The organism is Streptomyces sp. NPDC051452 (assembly GCF_044454765.1).
Classification (GTDB): domain Bacteria; phylum Actinomycetota; class Actinomycetes; order Streptomycetales; family Streptomycetaceae; genus Streptomyces.
Map to the genome: position 1 here is coordinate 646,847 of NZ_JBITEB010000002.1, position 22,742 is coordinate 669,588.

Consider the following 22,742-nt stretch of genomic DNA (forward strand, 5'->3'; position numbering starts at 1 on the left):
TGAAAGTTGGTCGCGGAGACGACTGACCGCAGGTCCGCTCAACCCTCGTGGGCGGCGGCCGCGCTCTCCATCTCCACGGTGTCCGCGCCGTCCGCCGCTCACGCCACATATCCACCGGGGTGCAGCCGCATGGTCGTTACGACGGATCCCGCCCTGCGTTCCACGGCCGGCCGGTCCTCGGCGGCGCCCTGCCCTTCGTGCTCCTCGGGAGTGATCAGCACGCATCGGCCGCCGCGCAGAGCGTCGTAGAGGCTGCCGCTGTTGCGCGGCACGGACCTGCCGACGGAGTGGCACCCGGCCTGGTAGGAGTCGAGCAGTTCCGGCGCCGTGTGGCCGTCGGCCACGACCGCGAGCTTCCAGCCACCGGTTGAGGCGGACGCCTGGCCGGTTCACTGGCTTCAGCCGCTGCGTTACCGAGAGGACTTCGGCGGTGAAGCGATGCCAACTGACCCGGTGGTGCCCTCCGTTGCAACTCCGTGAACGCTTCTTTAAGGCTCCGACGTCATTGGCCGGCGGCCACGCGGAACTGACTGCATGAGGCATTCACTGCAGCAGACGGCCACAAATGTTCGCACGTCCGAGGGTGGCCTACCGACTCACGTCGGCTGTCATGAATCAGGCCACCGCGTCACCAGCCCAGATGAAGGCCTCTCCGCATCACATCGTTGGCAAATAACCGGAGCAACGTCCCCCTATTTGCACCCCGCAACATTTCGGCCATGCCGGCCTGGCCGAGAGGGCAGCGGTGACAAAAAGCCTCAAAAGGGACGAGCGGTTCTGTTTCTCAATCCCGCGTCGCTCATCTCCATCGTGTACGTTCCGATTAACCGCAGAGATGACTGACTCGTTTTGGCCTACGCAGCGCCCTCCGGAGGAGGGTGCAAGATCGTCACAGGCCTACCGATTGGTTGGGGGAGGCGCAAAAGGCATGTCTGCACGACACCTTGTGCGAGCTCATAACCCCGGTGGGCGATGTAGGGAGACGCCCTGAGCGCCAGCCCGGCACCACATGGTCCCGGCAGGTTGTTCGAGCGACCGATCACGTGAACGTGACGCGTTTTCCGACTGCTTCCACCTAAAAGGAAGCCCATCAGCGATCGCGCTTCTCGCATGCCTGATTACCCGGGCGCATTTCGCGCGTCGACTCAAAAATGACGAATTCTAGGTTCGAAGGATGATGGCGAAACTAACGGGGTCCGAGGAATTCTCCCTGTCAGACATGCTGCGCGCGGCAACCCTCGCCCAGCCCGACCGGACTGCCGTCTCCTGTGGTGCGGAGCGGCTGTCCTTTCAGCAGCTCAGTGAGCGCAGCGAGAACACGGCTGACCACCTGCGGCAGCTCGGTGCGGCGACAAACGAACTCGTCGGCATCTTCATGGAGCCGTCCGTCGACCTCATGGCGAGTGTCTGGGGCGTCCTGCACGCAGGCGCCGCCTACCTGCCACTGTCGCCGGAGTACCCGGATGAGCGTGTGCGCTACATGATCGCGGACTCACAGACCAAGGTCATCCTGACGGACGAGTCCTTGGCATCCCGGCTGGCCACGATGACGCCACCGGGAACGAAGATCGTCACCGTCGCCCAGACCCGAGCCCACTCGGAAGCCGCGCCGGACGCGGGGGCCGCCACTCGGTCCGCCCCCGCGCCTGCGCAGGGCGACAGCCTCGCATACGTCATCTACACCTCGGGGAGCACGGGCAACCCCAAGGGCATCGGCATCGAACACCACAGCATCGTCAGCCAGATGCGCTGGCTGGCCGCCGAACAGGGACTGGACGAACGCAGGACGGTACTGCAGAAGACGCCGCTGAGTTTCGACGCGGCCCAGTGGGAGATCCTCGCACCGGCCTGCGGCAGCAGCGTAGTGATGAGCGAACCGGGCCTCTACGCCGACCCCGGGGGGCTCATCGACCTGATCGTGGCGAACAGCGTAACCACCCTTCAGGGCGTGCCGACGCTGCTCCAGGCGCTCGTCGACACCGGACGGCTGTCCGACTGCACCTCGCTCACCCATGTCTTCAGCGGCGGTGAGGCGCTCACCAGGAACCTGGCGATCGAGCTGCTCGACGCGTTGCCGGACCTGGCACTGGTCAACCTGTACGGCCCGAGTGAGTGCACCATCAACGCGTCGGCCCACACCGTGGACCGCAGCACCGTCCAGCACAGTCCCGACCACATCTCCATCGGTCGGCCGGTCCGGGGCGTGAGCTTCCACATCCTCGACGCCGCCCGCCGGCCTGTGGCACATGGTGAATCGGGTGAACTCCACATCGCGGGACGCCAACTCGCCCGCGGGTACCTGAACAACCCCGAGCTGACGGCGGAACGATTCATCCCCAACCCGTTCTCCACCGATCCCGAATCCGCCCGTCTGTACCGCACCGGCGACCTGGCCCGGTGGAACGACGACGGCACCGTGCAGTTCCTCGGCCGTACCGACAGCCAGGTCAAGCTGCGCGGCTTTCGGGTCGAGCTGGACGAGATCAAGGTGTCCATCGAAAAGCACGACTGGGTGAAGCGTGCCGCCGTCCTGGTCCGGAACGACGCCAGAATCGGCGCCAACCTCATCGCCTTCATCGAGCTCGACCCCCAGCGGGCCGCGCTGATGGACCAGGGCAACCACGGCATCCACCACCAGACGAAGCAGAGCAGACTTCAGCTGAAGGCGCAGCTGGCGAACCTGGGTGTCCGTCAGGAAGACGAAGTGGCCGTCATCGAGCTGCCTGGTCGCTCGGCGACGGCCCGGCAGCGGCGCACGGTGTTCGCCCGCAAGACGTACCGGTTCTACGAAGGGGGCGAGGTCACCCGGGCCGACATCATCGACCTGCTCGGCCCGACCGAACAACCGGCCACGCCCCGGCACCCGGACACCCTGACGCTGTCCGAACTCGGCACCCTGCTGCGCTATTTCGGACAGTTCTCCAGCGGCGAACGGCTGCTGCCCAAATACGGGTACGCCTCCCCCGGCTCGTTGTACGCCACGCAGTTGTACCTGGAGCTGTCCGGTGTCGCGGGCCTCGAACCGGGCTACTACTACCACCACCCGATCAACCACCAGCTCGCGCTGATCAGCCCCGCTCCAGTCGGCACGCCGAGGCTGCGCCTCCACTTCATCGGGCGGCGGTCGGCCATCGAGCCCGTCTACCGCAACAACATCCGGGAGGTCCTCCAGTTCGAAGCCGGCCACATGGTCGGCCTGTTCGACCAGGTCCTCCCCGAGTACGGGCTGCGGATCAACGCCCGCCCAGGGGCGCCCGAGGTCAAAGACGTTCTGCGCTGCCCGGAGGAGGACTACTACCTGGCCACGTACGAGGTGGAGACGGCCGCTGCCCCGGTCGTCAACAGCGCGGTCGACCTGTACGTGCAGGCCCATCCCGACCGGATCGCCGACTTGGACTGCGGCCAGTACCGGTATGACGGCGGCGAACTGGTGCGCGTGTCCGACCACCTGATCCGCAAGCGGGACGTCATCGCCATCAACCAGGAGGTCTACGACCGCGCGAGTTTCGGGATCAGCATGATCGGCCGCGCGTCCGAACCCTGGCAGCGCTACGTCGACCTCGGCCGCGAACTGCAGCGCCTCCAGATGAACGCCCTCGATCTGGGACTGATGTCCTCCGGTTACAGCTCGGAGACCGGCACCCCTCTGCCGTCCGCCCGGCGCATCGCGGACATCGTCGGCCTCGGCCCGGACGCGGCCTCCTACTTCGCCGTCGGCGGCCGCATCAGTGCCGAACAGCGGCTCAGCGAAGGCATGAAGGAGGACTCCGTCCACATGCGCGGGCCGGCCGAGATCGTCAAGGACAACCTCGCCGAATCCCTGCCCCCGTACATGGTGCCCAACCGGGTCACGGTGCTGGACTCCTTCCCGCTCACCCCGAACGGCAAGATCGACCACCAGGCCCTGCGCGAGCTGGACAAAGCCGCCGTGGACGACACCGAGGCGCCGGTCGTCCCGCCGCGTACGCCCACCGAGGAAGCCATCGCCGCGCTGTGGCGCGAGGTGCTCAGGCAGGAGCGGGTCTCGATCCGGGACAACTTCTTCGCCGCCGGTGGCCACTCGCTGACCGCGGTCAACCTGGTCGGCCGGATCAACCGGGCACTCGGCAGTTCCCTGCCGCTCCAGGTGCTGTTCGACGCGCCGACCATCGCCGAGCTGGCCAGACGCGTCGACCGTGAGCCCGCGACCGCGCTGCCCAGGCTGGTGCGGCTGCGAGCCGGGGACGGCGGGCGACCGGTGTTCTGCTGGCCCGGGCTGGGCGGCTACCCGATGAGCCTGCGGCTGCTGGCCGGCAGACTGGAACTGGACCGGCCGTTCCTCGGTGTCCAGGCCTACGGAATCAACGCGGGCGAAATCGCCTACCCGACGTTCGACGAGATGGTCGCCAAGGACATCGAACTCGTCCGGCAGGTCCAGCCGGTCGGCCCGTACACCCTGTGGGGTTACTCCTTCGGAGCCCGGGTCGCGTTCGAGGCGGCCCATCAGCTGGAACGCGCCGGCGAGCGGGTCGACGAGGTGATCCTGATCGCACCGGGCAAGCCGCCCGTGGAGATCCGCCATGAGGCGCCCAGCGAGGCGGCGGTCAGCTTCACCGACACCACCTTCGTGTCGATTCTGTATTCGGTTTTCGCCGGAAATCTCGAGCAGTCGGCGGTCGACGCCTGCCTGGCCGCCACCCACGACGAGGATTCCTTCATCGCATTCGTCTGCGGCCGGTTCGAGCACCTGGAGCGTGAACTGGTCCGCAGGATCGTCGGCGTGGTGCGGCGGACCTTTCTGTTCGAGTACGCCCCTCACGAACTGGCCGAGCGCAGCGTCGCGGCGCCGATCACGGTGTTCCGGGCCAAGGGCGACCAGGATTCCTTCATCGACTCCGCCCACGCCGTGTCGCGCGCGCCCCTCAGGGTCAGCCAACTCGGGGCCGATCACTACGAACTGCTGCGTACGAACGGAATAGCCGAACTCGTCACCGCCATTCAGGCCGCACGACTCCCCGGAAAGGCCATCGGAGTGCCTCACGTCAGCATCAAGCATTTCCCGAACAACCTCGAAGCCCACCAGATCTCAGCCCTCGTCGACGCGATCACCAGCGCGGTTCGGACGGCATTCTCGGTCGACGAAGGTGCCGTGTCGATCGCCCTCGAACCGGTGGCCCAGGACGTCTGGACCGAGCGGGTGTACATACCGGAGATCGTCAAAGGCACCGGAAACCTGGTCAAGGTCCCGAACTACTGAGGCCGGCCATCGAATTCGACGGTACCACCGGAGAACCAGGACATGACATTGCGGAGAATCGCATGCGTAGGGTGATCATCAGGGCGAGGGAGGACCTCTCCGTGATCGTCGCGCGGGACCCGTCGATCCACACACGCGCGGAGGCGCTGCTGCATCCCGCGCTGCCGGCGCTGTGGACCCACCGGCTGGCGCATGTCCTGTACACCCGTGGGCACCGTCAGCTCGCGCGGCTCCTGGCCTACCTGGCGCGTGCGGTGACCGGCGGCATCGAAATCCATCCGGGCGCAACGCTCGGTCGGCGTGTGTTCATCGATCACGGGGCCGCGGTGGTCATCGGGGAGACGGCCGAGGTCGGCGACGATGTCACGATCTTCCACCAGGTCACGCTGGGCGCGGTCGGCTGGTGGCGGGACGGGCGGCGCGAGCCCGGTGCCCGCCGGCATCCGGTCGTCGGCAACCGGGTGGTGCTCGGCACCAACGCGATCGTGCTCGGTCCGGTCACCGTCGGCGATGACGCGTTGATCGGCGCCGGTTCCCTCGTACTGGGCGACGTGCCCTCGGGCGCCCGGGTGACAGCCCCGGCGGCCGAGGTGGTGCCGCGGCTGTCGGCCGCGGATCGCGAGGACGCCGACCAGTTGCTGCGCGCCCTGGCCACCTCCGGTTGCTGGTGAAGGGCCGCCCGGTTCCGTTTCCCGTTCATCGTTCGTCGCTCGCAACCCGACCACGCGTCGGCATGCCATCGGAGGCATAGATGATTCACGTCGGTGTCGTGGAGAGCAACCTCTCCGGATCCGGCTTCGAGGGCCTGCAGATCATCAAGGAACTCGATTGCCGCGTCACCTTCTTCACCCGTGACCTGGACCGGTACCTGGAAGTGCCGGGCGGGCCGGCCTACTTCGACAACTACGTCGACGAGATCGTCCACTGCGAGACGAACATCCTCGAGGAGCTCCTGCCGCACGTGCACGCGGCCGGGGCCAAACATCCCTTCGACGCGTTCCTGACCCTGGCGGAGTACGACGTGGTCGTGGCCGCCGAGGTGGCGGTCCACCTCGGGCTCCCCACGGTCAGCGTCGAGGGTGTCGCGACGGCACGCAACAAGGCGTTGATGCGCCGACGCTGCGCCGAACTCGGCGTCGCGATACCGGCGTTCCGCACCGTGCAGAACCCCTCCGAGGCCGAAGCGGCCGCAGCGGAGATCGGCCTGCCCTGCGTGGTGAAGCCGGCCGACGAGACCAGCAGTGCCGACGTCCGGCTGGTGGAGACCGCGGCACAGGCCGCCGAGCATGTCGCGCTGATCCAGTCCCGGGTGGAGAACACCCGCGGCCAGGCCCGCTACCACGAGCTGATGGTCGAGGAGTACCTGAGCGGGCCCGAGGTGAGTGTGGAGGTCCTGGCCGACGGCGACCGGTACGAGGTGTTCGGGGTGACCGACAAGTCCGTCACGGGACAGGGCTACTTCGTCGAGCTGGCCCACACCTTCCCCTCCAGCCTGCCCGAGTCGGTCGTGCGCGCCTGCGGCAACCTGGCCGTGGAAGCGCTCCGCGCGGTCGGGTTCGACCTGGGCATGGCCCATGTCGAGATAAAGGTGACCGAGTCCGGGCCCAAGCTCATCGAGATCAACCCGAGGCCCGCCGGCGGCAAGATCACCTACCTCGTCGACCGCGCTCTCGGCATCCGGTCCCTGGAGTTCGTGGCCCGGCAATACCTCGGGCAGCCGCTGCCTGCCCGGGTGCTGCCCGAGCGGCCGGTCGGCGGCGCCGCCATCCGCTACCTGACCGCGCGGCCCGGCCGAGTCGTGTCGGTCAGCGGCCGGCAGCGGGCTGCCGCACTGCCCGGCGTCGAGGAGGTCGTCGTCAAGCCCAAGCCGGGTTCCGTGGTGCGGGAGTTGCGCCGCAATGGCGACCGCGCCGGTCATGTGCTCGTGGTGGCCGAGACCGCCGAACTCGCCGCGCGCACCGCGGAGGCCGCCGTGCAGGAGATCAGCATCCGGACCGAGCCGGTCACCCGACGCCCGGTCGCGGACTCCCTGGTCGACCTCATCGGAGGTACGCCGCTGCTCCGGCTGCCGGTTCACCGCATCCTGGACGGCGTCCCGGCCGATGCCGAGGTGCTGGCGAAACTGGAGCTGTTCAACCCCTGGTCGAGCAGCAAGGACCGGGCCGCGCTGTCGATGCTGCGCGGCGCCGAGGAGCGGGGGCTGCTCACCCCGGGCGACGGCACCGTGATCGAGGCGACCTCGGGCAACACCGGCATCTCGCTGGCCGCGCTGGCGGCGGCCCGCGGCTACCGCTGCGTCATCGTGCTGCCCGACAACGCCACCCAGGAGCGGGTGGCCATGCTCCAGTCGCTCGGCGCCAAGGTGGTACGGACCCCGCACACGGGCGGTTACCAGGCAGCGGTCGACAAGGCCGAGGAACTCCACCGGCGGACCCCCGGGTCGTGGTTCTGCCGCCAGCACGACAACCCCGACAACACACGGGCGCACTACGAGACGACCGGCCCGGAGATCTGGAGCGACGCCGACGGGCGGATCGACGTGTTCGTCTGCGGAGTGGGCACCGGCGGCACGCTCAGCGGCGCGGGCCGGTACCTGCGCGAGAGCCATCCCGCGGTCCGGATCGTGGCGGTGGAACCGGCGGGCTCGCCGCTGCTGTCCGGCGGCGAGCCCGGCACGCACACCATCCCGGGCTTCAACGGCGGCTTCATCGCGCCTACCACGGAACGGAACCTCATCGACGAGGTGATCGCGGTCTCCGACGCGGACGCCCTGGACACCACCCGGCAGCTCGCGCTGCGCACCGGCCTGATGGTCGGTGTCTCGGCCGGCGCCGTCGTCCACGCGTCCGGTGTCCTGGCCGCCCGTCCGGAGTACCGGGGCCGGCGCATCGTGACCCTGCTGCCCGACACCGGCGAGCGGTACCTGAGCCTGCTCGGCCGCGACGGCGAGCCGACACCGGCAGGGGCTGTCGACAGCGGCGGTGCCCGGTGACGGCGCCCGGACCCACCGATGACCGGCCCCGCCTGCTGATGGTGATGCCGTACCGCCAGTTCGTGCGGAAAGCGCAGGCCGAGGGGTTCTGGGTCGGTGCGATCTGGGACCCCCGGCTGGAGTCGCCGGAGTACCTCGACGACGTGCGCGCACTGGCGGACCTGTTCGTATCGGCCGACTTCCGGGACCCGGAGCTGCTGCGCCGCACCCTTCGCGACGTGGCCCAGGAGCACCGCGCCACGGTGATCTACCACATCGGCAGGGAAGAGACGATGGTCATCGCCTACGAGGTGGCCGAGGACCTGCACGCCGAGCTCAACCCGGCCGCGGCGATCCGCTTTCTCGGCGACAAGCACGCGATGCGTGAGCTGCTCACCCGGAGCGGGCTGTCCCCGGTGTCCTTCGAGGCCGCAGCGACGCGGCAGGAGGTGCCGGACGCCGTCGAGCGGATCGGCTATCCGGCCGTGGTCAAGCCGGCCGCGCTCGCCGGCAGCCGAGGCGTTTTCCTGTGGCAGGAGGCGCAGGACCGGGCGGCCTGGACCGCACTCGTCGACCAGTACGGCTACGACGGCCCGTTCCTGGTCGAGGAGTATCTGCGGGGTCCCGAATACAGCGTGGAGACGCTGAGCAGGGACGGCCGGCACCAGGTCGTCGGCATCACCGAGAAGCTGCTGGGACCCCCGCCGCTGTTCGTGGAGGTGGGGCACGTCCATCCGGCGCCGCTGCCCCAGGACCGCCGGCGGGCCGTCGAGGAACTCACCACACAGTTCCTCACGGCATGCGGGTACCGGTTCGGCCCCGCGCACACCGAGGTGATCTGGACAGAGCGCGGCCCGCGCATCGTCGAATCGCAGGCCAGGCTCGGCGGTGACCGAATACCGCGACTGGTCGAGTTGGCCACCGGACTGGACATCGAACAGGCGATCTTCGCCGCCCTGGCGGACAGGCCGGCCGAGCCCGCCGAGCCGACGGCGACGGCGATCGTGCGGTTCTTCACCTTCCCACCCGGCCGCGTGGACGAGATCCATGGCCTGGAGACAGCCGCCCGGCTCGGACACGTCGACGAGCTGAACCTCCGGCTGAGCCCCGGCGACACCGTGCCGGCGGTCCGCGACTCCAAGAGCCGGCACGGGCACGTGATCGTCTCCGGCGCCTCTCCCGAGGAGGCCCGGGCCCGCTGTGCGGAGGTGCTCGCCGCCATCGAGGTCGTCATCGACAACACGCCCATACAAGCGGACGGTCGCGCCGGGGCGCTCGGGACGCCCGTATGAGCACCGTCGGTCACGAGTCCCCCCACCCCAGAAGAAAGGCAGTGACCATGCAGTGGTCGATACCCGCAACCAGAAGGTCGCCATGACCGCCCCCGCCACCGACGCACAGGTGGTGTTCGTCGGCTACAACGCGGCCTATCTGCGCGCGATCGACGGGAGCGTACCCAGCGGGTCGGTCGTGGTGATCGAGGAACCCGACATCATCCGCAAGCGGGAACTGCAGGACGCGGCGGCACGCTTCGACTGCCTGGACCGGATCGTCCCGGCGAGCTACCAGCAGTCGGCCGAGGCCCTCGACCTGGCGGCCGATCTGACGGCCGCGCGCCCGGTGGCCGCCGTCGTCCCGGGGCTGGAGTACGCGGTGCCGGCAACGGCCGCACTGGCCGAGAAGCTCGGGCTGCCGGGAGCGACCGAAACGGCCGCACAGGTGCTGCGAGACAAGGTCCGCCTGCGCGAGGTCTCCGGTGCGGGCGGCGTCCGCAATCCACGCTGGCGCGAGGTGCACGGCCCCGAGGACATCCTCGAGTTCGCCGGCGACGGTCCGGTGGTGGTCAAGCCGGCGAACCGGCAGGCGAGTGTGGGCGTGCAGCTGCTGGACTCGGTCGACGCCGCCACCGCGGCACAGGCGTGGGAGCGGACCTCGTCCGCCGCAGAGTACGAGCAGGTGCCCGACCGGCAGCTGGCGTGGCGCTTCCTCGCCGAGGAACGGCTGCAAGGTCCCGAGTACAGCGTCGAGGCGCTGGTGCAGCGGGGCGAGATCATCTTCGAGAACATCACGGCCAAGACCGTCATCCCGGGGCCGTATCCGGTCGAACGCGGCCATCTGCTGCCTGCTCCGCTCGACCGGGACACGCAGAGCGGGTTCGAGACTGCGATGCGGGCGCTGGTCGCCGTCATCGGCTTCCGGACGGGCATCCTGCACGCGGAGTGGATTCTGACCGAGTCGGGCCCGACGCTGGTCGAATGCGCCGGCCGCTGCCCCGGTGACTACCTGATCGATCTCATCGACCTGTCCTACGGCACACGGATCAGGATGACGCTCATCGACCTGCTTGCCGGCCGGCCGGTCACACTGCCCCGATCGGCGCGGCAGACCTCGGCGATCCGGTTCCTGGCCGCCGAGCCGGGCACCGTGACGGAGGTCGCCGGCGTGGACACGGCACAGGAGTTGCCCGGCGTCCAGGTCGCGGAGGTGGACGTCGAGGCCGGCCAGGAGGTCCGGCCGTGGGCGTCCTCCTGGGACCGTGCCGGGCACGTCATCGCAACCGGGCCGGACGCGGACACCACCCTTCGGCGCGTCCTGGACGCGGACGCCGCCATCCGCATCGCTACCGATTGAGGAAACACATGTCTGTTCTGTGGCAACGTGTCCGCGGATGGCGCGGGTCCATGCCCGGAGGGTCTGTCGGCATACGGCTGGCCGTGATGGCCGTGATCGACGCGGTGGGCACCGGTGCCTTCCTGGCCGTCTCCGTGCCGTTCATCACCAGGTCGGTCCACCTGTCGGAGGGCAACCTCGGTCTCGGCCTGACTCTGTCCGCCGCCATCGCCCTGGGCACCGCGATCCCGATCGGCATCCTGGCCGACCGGATCGGCCCGAAGAAGGTGCTGGTCGGGGTGAGCCTGTGGCGCTGTGCCTGCTTCCTGGTCTACCCGCTCGTCCAGAACCTGTGGCAGTTCCTGACCGTGGTGTGCCTGCTCGGCCTGGTCGACAAGGCGGCGGCACCGATGGAACAGGCCCTGGTCGGGCAGGCGACGGCGACGGACGACCGGGTCAGGGTCGTCGCGATCCTCCGCTCGCTGCGCAACGTCGGCTTCACCGTCGGAGCCCTGCTGGGCGGTATCGGGCTGCTGATCGACACCCGGGCGGGGTACACCTCGATCCTGCTGGTCAACGCCGCCTCCTTCGCCGTGCTCGCGAGCCTGGCCTCCCGGCTGCCGGTGCTGAGTGCGCCGGCGAAGAGCCTGCGCCGACGCTTCTCGGTCAGTGTGCTGCGGGACGGATCGTTCCTTTCGTTCACCGGGATCAACGCCGTGCTCACCATGCACATGACCCTGCTGAGCATCGGCATCCCGCTGTGGATCGTCAAACACACCGACGTCTCCTCCGCGCTGATCTCCCCCCTGGTGGCGGTCAACACCGTGCTCGCGGTCGCCCTGCAGGTGCGGGCCAGCCGGGGGACCGACACCATCGCCGGCGCGTCACGGGCCCTGGTATGGGCCGGCATCTCCCTCGCGGTCTGCTGCCTGCTGCTTGTCGCCGCGCCGAAGCTGCCGGTCGTCCTGGCCGTCGGCGTGCTGTTGCTGGCCATGGTCGCGCTGACCGGCGGCGAGCTGTTCCAGTCCGCCGGCGGCTGGGGTGGCTCCTATCTGCTCGCGGTGCCCGGCCAGGAAGGCGTCTACCTCTCGGTCTTCTGGCTCGGCGTGGCCATCCAGCAGATCGCGGCACCGGTCCTGGTCAGCCTGGTCGTCACGACCGGCACCACGGGATGGGTCGTCCTGGCCGCACTGTTCGCCGTCTGCGGCCTTGCCGCGCCGGTCATCGGCCGATGGGCACAGGCACAGGCGGACAGCAGGCCCCAGCCGGACCCCAGCCTGGCCGAGGCCACCTGACCACCCCTGCCTGCCGGCCCCGTTGTCGAGTCGGCACAGTTGATCACCACTCAAGGAGAGAAATGTCCGTTCCGCTGTATGTTCCGTCCGGCGAAGGCGAGTTCGTCAACATCCGGGACACCAAGAGGACGTACCTCAAACTCACCACGGCGGACTCCGACGGCGAGTTCGGCTTCTTCGAGCACCACATGGCTCCGGAGGCGAGCGGTGCCAGCCCGCACATCCACAAGAAGTCCACCGAGATGTTCTATGTGGTGAAGGGCGAGATCGAGTTCACCATCGGCGACCGCAAGGTGGTGGGTGAGCCCGGTGCGTTCGCCTACGTTCCCAAGGGCGAGCCGCACGGCTTCACCAACAGGGGCAACGAGGACGCCACACTGCTGATCATGTTCTACCCGATCTACAACCGCGAGGACTACTTCCGCGGCCTGGGGCGCCTGACGGCCAACGGGCGCAACCCCAGCCTGGAGGAACTGCAGGAGCACATGGCGAAGTACGACCAGTTCATGGTCTGACCCGCGAAGCCGTGGCAACGAACGGGGCCTGGCAGCGGAATCCGCTGCCAGGCCCCGGTGTTCGTGCCGCCGTCAGTCGCTCGCGCTGTTCCTGACACGGAAGCGCCACTGCAACTCACGTACCTGCTCGGCGAGTTCCGGGACCGGACCCGCCACCTCGAGACCGGGGACGACGTCCTGAATGGACAGCGGACTCAAGGGCGAGGTGACCGGCACGCCCCACTCGGCCTTCCAGTCCCGAGCCTGCTGGGACGAGCTCGCGTACACGATGCGGCCCAGCCCGGCCCACCCGTGCGCGGCCGCGCACATCGGGCAGTGTTCACCCGAGGTGTACACGGTCGCCGTGGCCCGCTCCTCAGGGCTCAGATGGGTCGCGGCCCAGCGGGCCAGTTCGAACTCGGGGTGCCGGGTCGGGTCGCCCGTGGTGGACTCGCGGTTGCGGTCCTCGGCAAGGATCTTGCCGTCCGCATCGACGAGCACGGATCCGAACGGCCAGTCGCCGGCCTCCACCGCCTCGGCCGCCAGCTCGATGCAACGGTGCAGATAGGGCAGTTCGGCCTCCTTGACGGTGGTGGCGCTGTCGGTGCCGCTCTCGGAAAGGTCGTGGTTGTCGAGGGCCACTGTGACTCCGTCTCTTTGGGGTGTCCGCTATGGCCGGTGGGCGGCCACGGTCGCCAGTGCCTGCCACGCCGCCTCGGGCCGCAGCGTCTCGTTCGGATCGCCGTGGTACGGATCGAGCAGCACGGTTTCGGCACCGGCCAGACGCAACTCCTCGATGTCCTCGAGAATCTGTTCGATGGTGCCCTCGCCGGCCCGGCGATCCGGGTCGTCGATCGCCTTTTCCGTGAGCCGGAGATAGATACGCGGCGCCAACTCCGGCACCGGCTGATCGAGCTCGGCCGCAATATCCTTCAGCCGATCCACGGCGTCCCTGAACCAGGGCATCGTGAACCGCAGTGGATGCCATGGAGAACCAGAACGTACGGCCCGCCGTATTGCGGCGTCGCTGTTACCACCGACCCAGACCGGAATCTGTCCGCAGCCATAGTCGGCGTCGTCCTCCCATGCGGCGCGTATGGTCCGCAGGAGTTCGTCGGTCAAAGCACCACGCCGTTCGAACGGGACGCCCAGTGCCTCGAACTCTTCTCGGGCCCAACCGACTCCGACGCCGAGGATCAGTCGGCCGCCGCTGAGTTGCTGCAGGTTGGCCGCCATGCGGGCGACCAGCAGGGGGTGCCGGTAGGGCGCGATGAGAACCGTCGTACCCAGCTTTATCCTGGTCGTGATTCCGGCCAGCCACGCGAGAGTTGTGACAGGCTCGTAAAATGGAGCGGGATACTGTTTGGCGACATCCGAGGTGATCGCCACATGGTCGGAGAGCATCAACAGGTCGAACCCGAGACCCTCCGAGGTTTTGGCCCAGCGAGCCAGATTGTCCGGGTTCGCCCCCGGACCGAAGTTGGGGACATTCACGCCTATCCGCATGACCCAACACTAGCAAATACGTACCTTCGGCGTGCAGTTGTCGTCAAGGCTTTCGGTAATGCGAACGCATGAGGAGTCGCGGCCAGTCAGTTGTCCCGCTCAAAGCCGCAATTTTTCGAATCCCGCAGTCGTGCCGTGCGGAGGTCATGGAGGAGGAATGCGGCCAGGACGGCCGCCGTCGCCGGAAAGAGAGCGGACGGGCCACCGAGGGAGAGCAGGGGGCCGCCCCCGAGCGAGCCGATTCCGGTGCCGCCGTCGAAGGCGACGTTCCACGCGACCCCGGCCAAGCCGAGACCGCCGGGGCGGTCGCCGACCGCCTGCATGGCGAGCACCAGGGTGGCACTCTGGACCGCGCCGAAGCCCGCTCCGAAGAGGAAAGTACCGGCCAGCAGCAGTGCCGCCTGGTGAGAGGCCGCTCCCGCGGCAGTGCCGAGCGACGTGACCAGCACGGCGGGTACCAGCACCCGGCGGCCGCCGTACCGGTCGATGAGCCACCCGACACCGAGCCGGGAGAGCACGGTGGAGGCCTGCGCGGCAAGCAGCGCCTCGGGCGCGGCCGAGGCGGTCAGCGGCAGGAAGGTGAAGACGACGCCGTAGGCCGTCGTGGAGGCGGTCTCCACCATCAGGGGGCCGGTCATGGGGCGCAGCGATCGCCATCCTCCGTGCAGGGTCCGTGGGTTGCCGGAGCGAGGTCCGGCCGGGCCGGAGGGCGCCACAGCGCGAGGGAAGCCGAACGAGCCGACCAGGACCAGAACGGCCGTGCCCGCCGCCAGGGCGAAGGCGAGCGCGTACGCCTCCTGCCGGGCCAGGGCGATGCCCAGCGGAGCCCCCAGGACGCCGGCGACACCGACCACCGCGCCGTACCAGCCGATGGCTCGCCCCCGGTTGCCTTGCGGGAACAGCTCCGCGGTGAAGGTGACACCGGCGACGACGAACACGCCGAAGCCCAGCCCGCGTACTGCCGCAAGGCCGGTCAGGGCGGGCAGCGTGGAGGCGGCCGGCAGAACCAGGCACGGCAGCCCGAGCAGCGCACCGCTCATGGCGAGTGAATACCGCCGTCCGAGCCGGGCGAAGAGCCACGGCGTGAAGGGCTGGACGACCAAGGTCGCCGCCATCAGCGTGGCGGTGAGCGCTCCGGCACCCGAGGGTCCGGCGCCAGAGCGGACGGCGTACGCGGGCATCGCGGAGAGCATCAGATTGAAGCCGGCGAAGCCACCGAACGCGGCGATCAGTGCGCCGGCCATCGCTGCCCGCCTCCGCCCCGCAGGCGGCGCCGGGCAGCGGTCGGTCGACGCGGATGTGCCTGCCGGCATGATCATCGCAACCCGGCTGTGCCCGTGAGCCTGGTGTGGATCGAGGTGTGGAGCGAGCTCTGGTCGGCGATCCGCCGCGTCGCTGGTCCGGGCAGGTAGGCGACCTTGCAATGGACTTCCCGGACGACCGGCCGGGGTGAGGCGTGGCCGTGATAGGCCGTCCTGCCTACCTCCAGGCCGAGCAGGACGCCCACGTCGCCGATGTCGTACAACCCGTCCTCCCCGAACAGGATTCATGCGGTGCCGGTCAGGGCGATGGCGCCGTACGCGCGCCCCACGTCATGCAGACCTGCGGCCCGTGAGATGTCGTGCGTTGCGCCGGGCGGGCGCCACCGCAGACCGCTGGCGCTGGTAGTCGGGCCTCTCATCAGCGTCTCGAACGGCACCCCTAGGGCCCGGTGACGCCCCCGGACCATCCGCGCGAGGGGAACAGTCATGCCGGGCCCGTGCGGCCGAGCCCACCCCGAGTCCCACAGGTGGCGATGGTGGGCCCCGGAGAGGGCAGCGGATCAGGAGTTGTCCAGCGGCAGCCCGGGCGGGTTGACCTCGGACTTGGCGACGGCCTCGTTGGAGAGGTTCCAGACGGCCAGCCACTTCGCGTACTGACCGTTCTTGATCAGGTAGTTGATGGCGTCGGCGAGCGGCTTGGCGAGGCCGCTGTCCTTCTTCGCGGTGGCTGCGATCAGACCCTGGAGGCCTGCGCCGGCGCCGGAGTAGGTGCCGGCATTGCGGGTGGCGTTGGGCGTCTTCGCCGTCTGGGTGATGTGGTAGGCGATGGTCGGGTTGGGGCCGAAGTGGGCGTCGATCCTGCCGCTGTTCAGCGCCAGGTAGGTGCCGTTGCTGTCCGGGAAGTGCTTGACGGTGAGCTTCTTGCCCTCGCTCTGCAGCTTCTTCTGCCACTCCAGGAGGATGCGCTCCTGGTTGGTGCCCGAGTTGACATCGACGGTCTTGCCGGCGAGGTTCTCGTAGTTGCCGTCGAAGTTCCACTTGCTGGACTTCGCCACCTCGAAGGCGAGGTTGTCCTGCCGGTAGGAGGCGAACTCGTACTTCTCCTTGCGCTCCTCGGTGTCGGTGACGTTCGAGAAGGCCACGTCCACCTTGCCACTGTCGATGCCGACGAAGAGATTCTCCCAAGTGAGGTTCCTGCTCTCCGGCTTGAGGCCGAGGACCGCGGCGACCAGGCGTCCGATGTCCGTCTCAGAACCGGTGAGGGTCTTCTGGTCGTCACCCACGTAGTCAAGCGGGGCGGAGCCGGACGGCAGAGCGCCATGGCCGATCACCAGCTTGCCGCTCTTCCTGATGGCGTCGGGCAGCTCGGCGCTGATCGACTTCACCTCGGACACCTTGAGGGTGGTCTCCGTGGCAGCGCCGTTCGAGAGCCGACCGATGGTCACACTTCCGGTGGCGGCGGTGTCGGTCGTAGTGGCAGCGTCGCTGTCACCACCGCAGGCGGCGAGCCCGGTGGCGAGGGTGGCGACGGCGGTCGCCACGGTGATGCCGCGTCTCAGGCTGCGTCGGGAGAAGTGGGCAGACATGGTCGTCCTTTGTCACGGAGAAAGGGTGGTGGAGTGGGGGGAGATCGTGGGTGTGCCGTGGGGGAACCAGGGGTGGTACGGGTGGACGCCAAGCCCTTGATGACGGCGAAGACTTCACCGACCCTGGTCAGGCCGCGGGTTGCCGCACGGGCTCCACTCCGATGACCTTCCGGTAGGCGCGGGCGCCGTCGCCGTAGTCGTCCACGGCGTAGTGCCAGGTCGCCCGGTTGTCCCAGAGCACGAAGTCACCGGCGTTCCAGCCGAAACGGATGGTGTAGTCGGGCGATGACGCATGCCTGAGGAGATGGTCGAGCAGCACCTTCCCCTCCTGCGCCGTGACGCCCGTCAGGCCGAGCGCCGAAGTGCTGATGAACAGCCCCTTCCGGCCCGTCTCGGGGTGCGTCAGCACGACCGGGTGCTCGACGGTCTCGTCGACCGCCACACGCTTGCTGCCCTGCGCGTAGTTCCCCGCGTTGGCGTCGTAGACCGCGCCGACCGATTCGAGCAGTCCCTTGAACGGCTCTGACAGGTCGTCGTACGCCGCCTGAAGGTCGGCCCACAGAGTGTGGCCACCCAGTGCGGGCACGACCTCGTAGGTCAGTGACTCGATCGCGAAGACCGGCTGCCGCCACAGTCCGCCGATGTGCCAGGTGCTGGCCTTGCCCGTCTGCTGGACGTTGTACGGGTAGACCAGCGGATGGGCGGGATCCTTCACCGCGGTCGGGTGGTCGAAGGGCTCCGCGAAGATGCGTACGGCCTCGACGTGCTGCTCTGGTGTGAGGTGCTGGCCGCGGAACACCAGCACCTTGTACTCCTGGAACGCTCGGCGCAGCTCTTCGGCGGTGGCGTCGTCGACGCTGGTCGTCAGGTCGATGCCGGTCACCTCGGCGCCGAACCGCGGACCTGCCCGTCGTATCTCGTGGCTCGCGACAGTGGTGGTCATGGTTTTCCCCTCTCAGTGCTGCCGTACCGGAATGACGCACGGGTGGTCGCCTCACAGGGACAGGTGAAGACGACGTCAGAAGCGTCGACACGCGGAGGTGTCGACGCGCGCCAAATCCACGTACAACCTGCGGTACAGCGCTGAGGGGTTCACCTGACCATGTGTAGCAGGAAGTCGAGGGACGATCGTTGCAGCTGCATGAAAATTCCTCGGGACCGGTCGGGTCGCCCGGTGGGAAGCGGCTAAGAAGCCCAGGCTGTCCACGTCCTGGACCCGCACACGCAGGCGAACTCCCATAAGGCGTCGCCCTTCCTGCACGTTTCGACCATCTTCAAGTCCCTGAACCGCCCTTCCGTGAGCCGGCATGGTGGCCGCACGCATAGCCAACCCCCAAACTATGTTGCCCCGCCACATGTGCGCCTGACCTGCGTGTTTCTACCGTGTGCCGACACGTACCCGTCCCCACCGCACACGAGGAAGTGGCGCACATGGCCTCCGGAACCACCGCTCCCCCACCCCCCACCAGCCTCCCCCGTATCGTCGCCGCCAGCCTCATCGGGACCACCATCGAGTGGTACGACTTCTTCCTCTACGGCTCCGCGGCCGCGCTCGTGTTCAACAAGCTGTTCTTCCCCGGCTCCGACCCGCTCGTCGGGACACTGCTGTCGTTCCTGACGTACGCCGTGGGGTTCGCGGCCCGCCCGTTGGGGGCGCTGGTGTTCGGGCACTACGGTGACCGGCTGGGGCGCAAGCGGCTTCTGGTGCTCAGCCTGGTGCTGATGGGCGGGGCCACCTTCGCCATCGGACTGCTGCCCACACACGCGACCGTCGGCAGCGCGGCGCCCGTGCTGCTCACCGCGCTGCGGCTCGTCCAGGGATTCGCGCTCGGCGGCGAATGGGGCGGTGCGGTGCTGCTGGTGTCGGAGCACGGTGACGCGCGCCGACGCGGTTTCTGGGCCTCATGGCCGCAGACCGGCGCCCCGGCGGGGCAATTGCTCGCCACCGGGGTGCTCTCCCTGCTGACCGCCCTGCTGTCCGACGACGCCTTCGGCACCTGGGGCTGGCGGATCCCGTTCCTGCTCTCCGGGGTGCTCGTGCTCGTCGGCCTGTGGATCCGGCTTTCCGTCGACGAGTCACCCGTGTTCAAGGAGGCGTTGCGGCGGGCCGAGTCGCGCGGTGCGCCGGAGAAGCTCCCCCTGGTCTCGGTACTGCGCGACCACTGGCGGGACGTCCTCGTGGCGATGGGCGCCCGTATGGCGGAGAACATCAGCTACTACGTCATCACCGCCTTCATCCTCGTGTACGCCACCACCTCGGCCGGGGTGTCGAAACAGACCGCGCTCAACGCCGTTCTCATCGGCTCCGCCGTGCACTTCGCCGTCATCCCGGCCTGGGGCGCGCTGTCCGACCGGGTCGGGCGCCGCCCGGTGTACCTGTTCGGCGCGGCCGGTATCGGCCTGTGGATGTTCCCGTTCTTCTCGCTCGTGGACACCGGGTCCTTCGGTTCCCTCGTGCTCGCCGTGACCGTCGGGCTCGTACTGCACGGCGCGATGTACGCGCCCCAGGCCGCCTTCTTCTCCGAGATGTTCGCCACCCGGATGCGATACTCGGGCGCCTCCATCGGCGCGCAGTTCGCGTCCGTCGCGGCCGGTGCGCCCGCTCCCCTCATCGCGACCGCGCTCCTCTCCGACTACGGCAGTTCCACGCCGATCGCCCTGTACGTCATCGGCGCCGCGGTACTGACCCTGATCGCGGTGGGCGTGGCCCGGGAGACGCGGCATCGAGACCTCGCCCGGGTCGAGGGCGCGGAGCGCGAGCCCGCCGGCGCGGCCCCGGCCGCCGAGGCGCGCACGGTCTGAGTGACGCGGGGCCCCTTCGGCCCGCGCCCCACCCCCCGCCCGCACACCGCGCCGCTCATCCGCGCGTGCCCGGTCCCCGTACGGCAGGTCCTACGGAGACCGGGCACTTCCATAGGGAAGTCGGCACGCGTCGCGGCCGTACGACGGTCATCGTCTGTCCGGCGCCGCCAGCCGGTGCAGACGCAGGGCCAGTTGTGTCTCCAGGGCGCGGGCCGGCTGCTGCCAGTCCACGCCGAGCAGCCGGCCCACGCGGTCCAGTCGTTGGGCCACCGTGTTCACATGCACGTGGAGGGCGTCCTTGGTGCGGGCCGGGCTCATCCCGCAGGCGAAGTACGCCTCCATGGTGCGCAGCAGTTCCGTGCCGCGCCGCTCGTCGTAGGAGACGACCGGGCCGATGGTGCGGTCGACGAACCCGGCGACGTCCCGTTCGCCCGCGAGGAGCAGGCCGAGGAAGCCGAAGTCCTCTGCCGCGGCTCCGTCGCCCGCCCGGCCGAGGAGTCGTAGCGCGTCGAGACAGCGGCGGCCCTCGGCGTAGGCGGCGGCGACGGCCTCGGGGTGCGTGGCGAGGTCCGTGACGGGGGCGGAGGCGCCGACGGTGACCGGCTGGTGGACGGCCGTGCCCAGGTGGCGGGCGGTGCGGCGGGCCGCGTCCGTGGCGGTGTCGCCGGCGGCGAGCGGCAGCAGCAGGACGGTGCCGCCGTCGCGGGCGGCGGCCAGGCCCTGTCGGGTGGCGGCCAGATGGGACGCGGCGGACCACAGTCGGCGGCGGGCCGCCGCTTCCTCGTCCGCGTCGGCCGCCGGGCCGTCCAGGCGTGCCGCCAGTACGACGTGGCCGGCGTCCAGATCGGCGTGGAGCCGGGCGGCGCGCTCGCGCAGCAGCCGCGGGTCGCGGTCGCGGGCGTCGAGCAGGTCGTCCAGCAACTCGCCCCGTACGCGCTGTTCGGCCTCGGCGGCGGAGCGGCGGGCGAGCAGGAGCAGCGAGGTCACCATGGCGGCGCGTTCCAGCGTGCGCTGGTCGACCGGGTCCAGGGCGCGGTGCCCGCGCAGTACCAGGGCGCCGAGGAGTTCCCCGCCCCCGGTGACCGCGGCGATCCAGTCGCCGTCGTGCCGTACGGCGTGGCCGTCGGCGCGGGATGCCTCCAGCGGTGCGGTCGGTGCCGCGTCGGCCTCCGTGAACTCGACGGTGCCGTCGAGGATCTCGGCGACGGCGGCGGCCACGTCGTGGACTCCCCCGCCGCGCAGGACCAGTTCGGCGAGCCGGTCGTGGACCTCGGAGGCGCGCTCGATGGCGGCACTGCGGTCCTTGATGATCTCGTTGGCGCGCTCGAGTCCGGCCAGCGCCGCGCGGGTCTCGGTGAGCAGGTTGGCGGTGTCGATGGCCGCGGCGGCGAGCGCGGCGAAGGAGCCGAGCAGCGCGATCTGCCCGCGCTCGAAGACGCGGGCCCTGCGGTCGGCGGCGAACAGCACGCCGATGACGTGCGGGCCGAGCATCAGCGGGACGCCGAGGATGGCGACCAGGCCCTCGTCGCGGACGCCGGAGTCGATGGTCAGGGTGTGCTGGAACCGGCCGTCGCGGAAGTAGTCGTCGGTGACGTAGGGCCGTGTGGTCTGGGCGACGAGTCCGCCGAGCCCCTCGCCCATGCCGAGGCGCAGTTGCTGGAAGCGGGCGGAGACCGAGCCTTCCGTCACCCGCATATAGGTGTCGCCGCGCTCCGGGTCGTTCAGGGTGAGGTAGGCGACGTCCGTGCCGAGCAGGGAGCGGGCGCGCTGGACGATGGCTTGCAGCACCGCGTCCACGTCCCTGAGGCCCGCCAGATCGTGCGCGGTCTCGAAGAGCGCGGACAGCTCCGCCTCGCGGCGCCTGCGGCCTTCCAGCTCCGCCCGGACGCGCAGGGCGAGCAGTCTGGCCCGCTCCAGCGCCGCGAGCCGCTCGGTGTCCCGGCCCGCGGCGCGGGCGAGCAGCACCGGCTGCTCGTAGGCCTCCACGGAGGCGTCGCGGGCCAGCAGCTCGAGGTACTCGGTCTCGGCGCTGCCACGGGGTGCCGACTCAACATGATCGCGGGACATGGTCACAGGATTCCGTATCGGCCGCCCGGCCCGTCGGGCCTGTGGAAAACTCCCGGCCCCCCGCCGCCGGTGCGGTCAGTGGGCCGTCCATCCGCCGTCGAGCACCAGCGAGGTACCCGTGACGAAGGACGCCTGCGGGCCGCACAGATAGGCCACCGCCTCCGCGACCTCCTCCGGTTCGATGAGCCGCCGCACCGCGCTGTCCTTGAGCAGGACCTCGGCGAGCACCCGGTCCTCGGGGATGCCGTGCGCCTCAGCCTGGTCGGCGATCTGCTGCTCCACCAGTGGCGTGCGCACATAGGCCGGGTTCACACAGTTGGAGGTCACGCCATGGGGTGCGCCTTCGAGAGCGGCCGTCTTGGACAGGCCCTCCAGACCGTGTTTGGCGGCCACATAGGCGGACTTGAAAGCAGAGGCGCGCAGACCGTGGACGGAGGACACATTGACGATCCGCCCCCAGCCCTGGGCGTACATGTGCGGGAGGGCGCCGCGGATGAGGCGGAAGGGTGCCTCCAGCATCACCGTCAGCACGGTGTGGAAGGTCTCCTGCGGGAACTCCTCGATGGGGCGCACCAATTGCAGTCCGGCGTTGTTGACCAGCACATCGGTTCCGGCGGCGGCCCGTTCGGCGGCGTCGAGGTCGGTGAGGTCCACGACGTGCGGTACGACGGTGCCCGCGAAGTCCCAGACCCGCTCGGCCTGCCGGGCCAGCTCGGCCAGGCCCGCCTCGTCCCGGTCGACGGCCCGCACCTCGGCGCCGGCGGCGGCGAGCCGCAGCGCGCAGGCTCGGCCGATGCCGCCGGCGGCCCCGGTGACGAGCGCGGTACGGCCGCTGAGGTCGAGGACGGGGGGCTGAACACCGGGGTCGGGACCGGGTGGCGGGGTGGACGATGTCATGTGTCGAGCCTAAGCG

17 protein-coding genes and 1 pseudogene are annotated in these 22,742 nt (G+C 69.5%); 10 read left to right on the plus strand and 8 right to left on the minus strand.

What is annotated here, in order from left to right:
• Positions 1-98: 98 nt before the first annotated feature.
• Positions 99-344, minus strand: coding sequence for a hypothetical protein (locus ACIBA9_RS07970; RefSeq protein WP_399360715.1), 246 nt, complete (start codon positions 342-344; stop codon positions 99-101).
• Between the two features lie 875 nt (positions 345-1,219).
• On the opposite strand from ACIBA9_RS07970, the gene ACIBA9_RS07975 reads away from it, so the two are divergent.
• The 8 genes and pseudogenes from ACIBA9_RS07975 (at position 1,220) to ACIBA9_RS08010 (ending at position 12,627) form a co-directional block, all read left to right on the plus strand.
• Complete coding sequence (locus ACIBA9_RS07975; RefSeq protein WP_399360717.1) at positions 1,220-5,236, plus strand: amino acid adenylation domain-containing protein; 4,017 nt, start codon at positions 1,220-1,222, stop codon at positions 5,234-5,236.
• A 62-nt stretch (positions 5,237-5,298) separates the two neighbouring features.
• Complete coding sequence (gene epsC / locus ACIBA9_RS07980) at positions 5,299-5,907, plus strand: serine O-acetyltransferase EpsC (RefSeq protein ID WP_399360719.1); 609 nt, start codon at positions 5,299-5,301, stop codon at positions 5,905-5,907.
• A gap of 80 nt (positions 5,908-5,987) precedes the next feature.
• Positions 5,988-6,872 (plus strand): annotated as a pseudogene (locus tag ACIBA9_RS07985) (acetyl-CoA carboxylase biotin carboxylase subunit family protein); the annotation flags it as partial.
• Between the two features lie 96 nt (positions 6,873-6,968).
• On the plus strand, positions 6,969-8,228 hold the full coding sequence (locus ACIBA9_RS07990) for a cysteine synthase (protein ID WP_399361262.1): 1,260 nt from the start codon (positions 6,969-6,971) through the stop codon (positions 8,226-8,228).
• The gene (locus tag ACIBA9_RS07995; protein WP_399360721.1) at positions 8,225-9,499 is read left to right on the plus strand and encodes an ATP-grasp domain-containing protein; all 1,275 of its coding nucleotides are present in this window, start codon (positions 8,225-8,227) and stop codon (positions 9,497-9,499) included. The genes ACIBA9_RS07990 and ACIBA9_RS07995 overlap by 4 nt, the downstream gene beginning before the upstream one ends.
• Positions 9,500-9,581: 82 nt before the next feature.
• Positions 9,582-10,838 (plus strand): ATP-grasp domain-containing protein, encoded by a 1,257-nt coding sequence (locus tag ACIBA9_RS08000; protein ID WP_399360723.1) that lies wholly within the window; start codon positions 9,582-9,584, stop codon positions 10,836-10,838.
• A gap of 50 nt (positions 10,839-10,888) precedes the next feature.
• A complete protein-coding gene (locus tag ACIBA9_RS08005; protein ID WP_399360725.1) occupies positions 10,889-12,112 on the plus strand; it encodes an MFS transporter in 1,224 nt (407 codons plus the stop codon).
• Between the two features lie 62 nt (positions 12,113-12,174).
• Positions 12,175-12,627 (plus strand): cupin domain-containing protein, encoded by a 453-nt coding sequence (locus ACIBA9_RS08010; protein ID WP_059190423.1) that lies wholly within the window; start codon positions 12,175-12,177, stop codon positions 12,625-12,627.
• A 72-nt stretch (positions 12,628-12,699) separates the two neighbouring features.
• On the opposite strand, the gene ACIBA9_RS08015 is transcribed toward ACIBA9_RS08010, so the two are convergent.
• The 3 genes from ACIBA9_RS08015 to ACIBA9_RS08025 all read right to left on the minus strand — a co-directional run bounded on the left by ACIBA9_RS08015 (position 12,700) and on the right by ACIBA9_RS08025 (position 15,356).
• Positions 12,700-13,248, minus strand: coding sequence for a nucleoside deaminase (locus ACIBA9_RS08015; RefSeq protein WP_399360727.1), 549 nt, complete (start codon positions 13,246-13,248; stop codon positions 12,700-12,702).
• Positions 13,249-13,275: 27 nt separating this feature from the next.
• Positions 13,276-14,112: an LLM class flavin-dependent oxidoreductase gene (locus tag ACIBA9_RS08020; RefSeq protein ID WP_399360729.1), complete on the minus strand. Its 837-nt coding sequence runs from the start codon at positions 14,110-14,112 to the stop codon at positions 13,276-13,278.
• 86 nt (positions 14,113-14,198) lie between these two features.
• Positions 14,199-15,356, minus strand: coding sequence for an MFS transporter (locus tag ACIBA9_RS08025; RefSeq protein WP_399360731.1), 1,158 nt, complete (start codon positions 15,354-15,356; stop codon positions 14,199-14,201).
• A gap of 218 nt (positions 15,357-15,574) precedes the next feature.
• On the opposite strand from ACIBA9_RS08025, the gene ACIBA9_RS08030 reads away from it, so the two are divergent.
• Positions 15,575-15,727 (plus strand): hypothetical protein, encoded by a 153-nt coding sequence (locus tag ACIBA9_RS08030; RefSeq protein ID WP_399360733.1) that lies wholly within the window; start codon positions 15,575-15,577, stop codon positions 15,725-15,727.
• A gap of 207 nt (positions 15,728-15,934) precedes the next feature.
• On the opposite strand, the gene ACIBA9_RS08035 is transcribed toward ACIBA9_RS08030, so the two are convergent.
• Together ACIBA9_RS08035 and ACIBA9_RS08040 are read right to left on the minus strand one after the other, a co-directional pair.
• Positions 15,935-16,960: a transporter substrate-binding domain-containing protein gene (locus ACIBA9_RS08035; RefSeq protein ID WP_399360735.1), complete on the minus strand. Its 1,026-nt coding sequence runs from the start codon at positions 16,958-16,960 to the stop codon at positions 15,935-15,937.
• A gap of 127 nt (positions 16,961-17,087) precedes the next feature.
• The gene (locus ACIBA9_RS08040) at positions 17,088-17,903 is read right to left on the minus strand and encodes a TauD/TfdA dioxygenase family protein (RefSeq protein WP_399360737.1); all 816 of its coding nucleotides are present in this window, start codon (positions 17,901-17,903) and stop codon (positions 17,088-17,090) included.
• Positions 17,904-18,391: 488 nt separating this feature from the next.
• On the opposite strand from ACIBA9_RS08040, the gene ACIBA9_RS08045 reads away from it, so the two are divergent.
• Entirely contained in the window at positions 18,392-19,762 is a 1,371-nt protein-coding gene (locus ACIBA9_RS08045; RefSeq protein WP_399360739.1) for an MFS transporter, read from the plus strand.
• 147 nt (positions 19,763-19,909) lie between these two features.
• On the opposite strand, the gene ACIBA9_RS08050 is transcribed toward ACIBA9_RS08045, so the two are convergent.
• On the minus strand, positions 19,910-21,829 hold the full coding sequence (locus ACIBA9_RS08050; protein ID WP_399360741.1) for a helix-turn-helix domain-containing protein: 1,920 nt from the start codon (positions 21,827-21,829) through the stop codon (positions 19,910-19,912).
• Between the two features lie 75 nt (positions 21,830-21,904).
• On the minus strand, positions 21,905-22,726 hold the full coding sequence (locus ACIBA9_RS08055) for a 3-hydroxybutyrate dehydrogenase (protein WP_399360742.1): 822 nt from the start codon (positions 22,724-22,726) through the stop codon (positions 21,905-21,907).
• Positions 22,727-22,742: the final 16 nt, after the last annotated feature.

Bases quoted from the DNA above. Each gene is read 5' to 3' on its own strand.
- ACIBA9_RS07975 (WP_399360717.1), top strand. From the start codon at position 1,220: ATGCTGCGCGCGGCAACCCTCGCCCAGCCCGACCGGACTGCCGTCTCC.
- epsC (WP_399360719.1), top strand. From the start codon at position 5,299: ATGCGTAGGGTGATCATCAGGGCGAGGGAGGACCTCTCCGTGATCGTC.
- ACIBA9_RS08000 (WP_399360723.1), top strand. From the start codon at position 9,582: ATGACCGCCCCCGCCACCGACGCACAGGTGGTGTTCGTCGGCTACAAC.
- ACIBA9_RS08005 (WP_399360725.1), top strand. From the start codon at position 10,889: ATGCCCGGAGGGTCTGTCGGCATACGGCTGGCCGTGATGGCCGTGATC.
- ACIBA9_RS08010 (WP_059190423.1), top strand. From the start codon at position 12,175: ATGTCCGTTCCGCTGTATGTTCCGTCCGGCGAAGGCGAGTTCGTCAAC.
- ACIBA9_RS08020 (WP_399360729.1), bottom strand. From the start codon at position 14,112: ATGCGGATAGGCGTGAATGTCCCCAACTTCGGTCCGGGGGCGAACCCG.
- ACIBA9_RS08025 (WP_399360731.1), bottom strand. From the start codon at position 15,356: ATGGCCGGCGCACTGATCGCCGCGTTCGGTGGCTTCGCCGGCTTCAAT.
- ACIBA9_RS08035 (WP_399360735.1), bottom strand. From the start codon at position 16,960: ATGTCTGCCCACTTCTCCCGACGCAGCCTGAGACGCGGCATCACCGTG.
- ACIBA9_RS08040 (WP_399360737.1), bottom strand. From the start codon at position 17,903: ATGACCACCACTGTCGCGAGCCACGAGATACGACGGGCAGGTCCGCGG.
- ACIBA9_RS08045 (WP_399360739.1), top strand. From the start codon at position 18,392: ATGGCCTCCGGAACCACCGCTCCCCCACCCCCCACCAGCCTCCCCCGT.
- ACIBA9_RS08050 (WP_399360741.1), bottom strand. From the start codon at position 21,829: ATGTCCCGCGATCATGTTGAGTCGGCACCCCGTGGCAGCGCCGAGACC.
- ACIBA9_RS08055 (WP_399360742.1), bottom strand. From the start codon at position 22,726: ATGACATCGTCCACCCCGCCACCCGGTCCCGACCCCGGTGTTCAGCCC.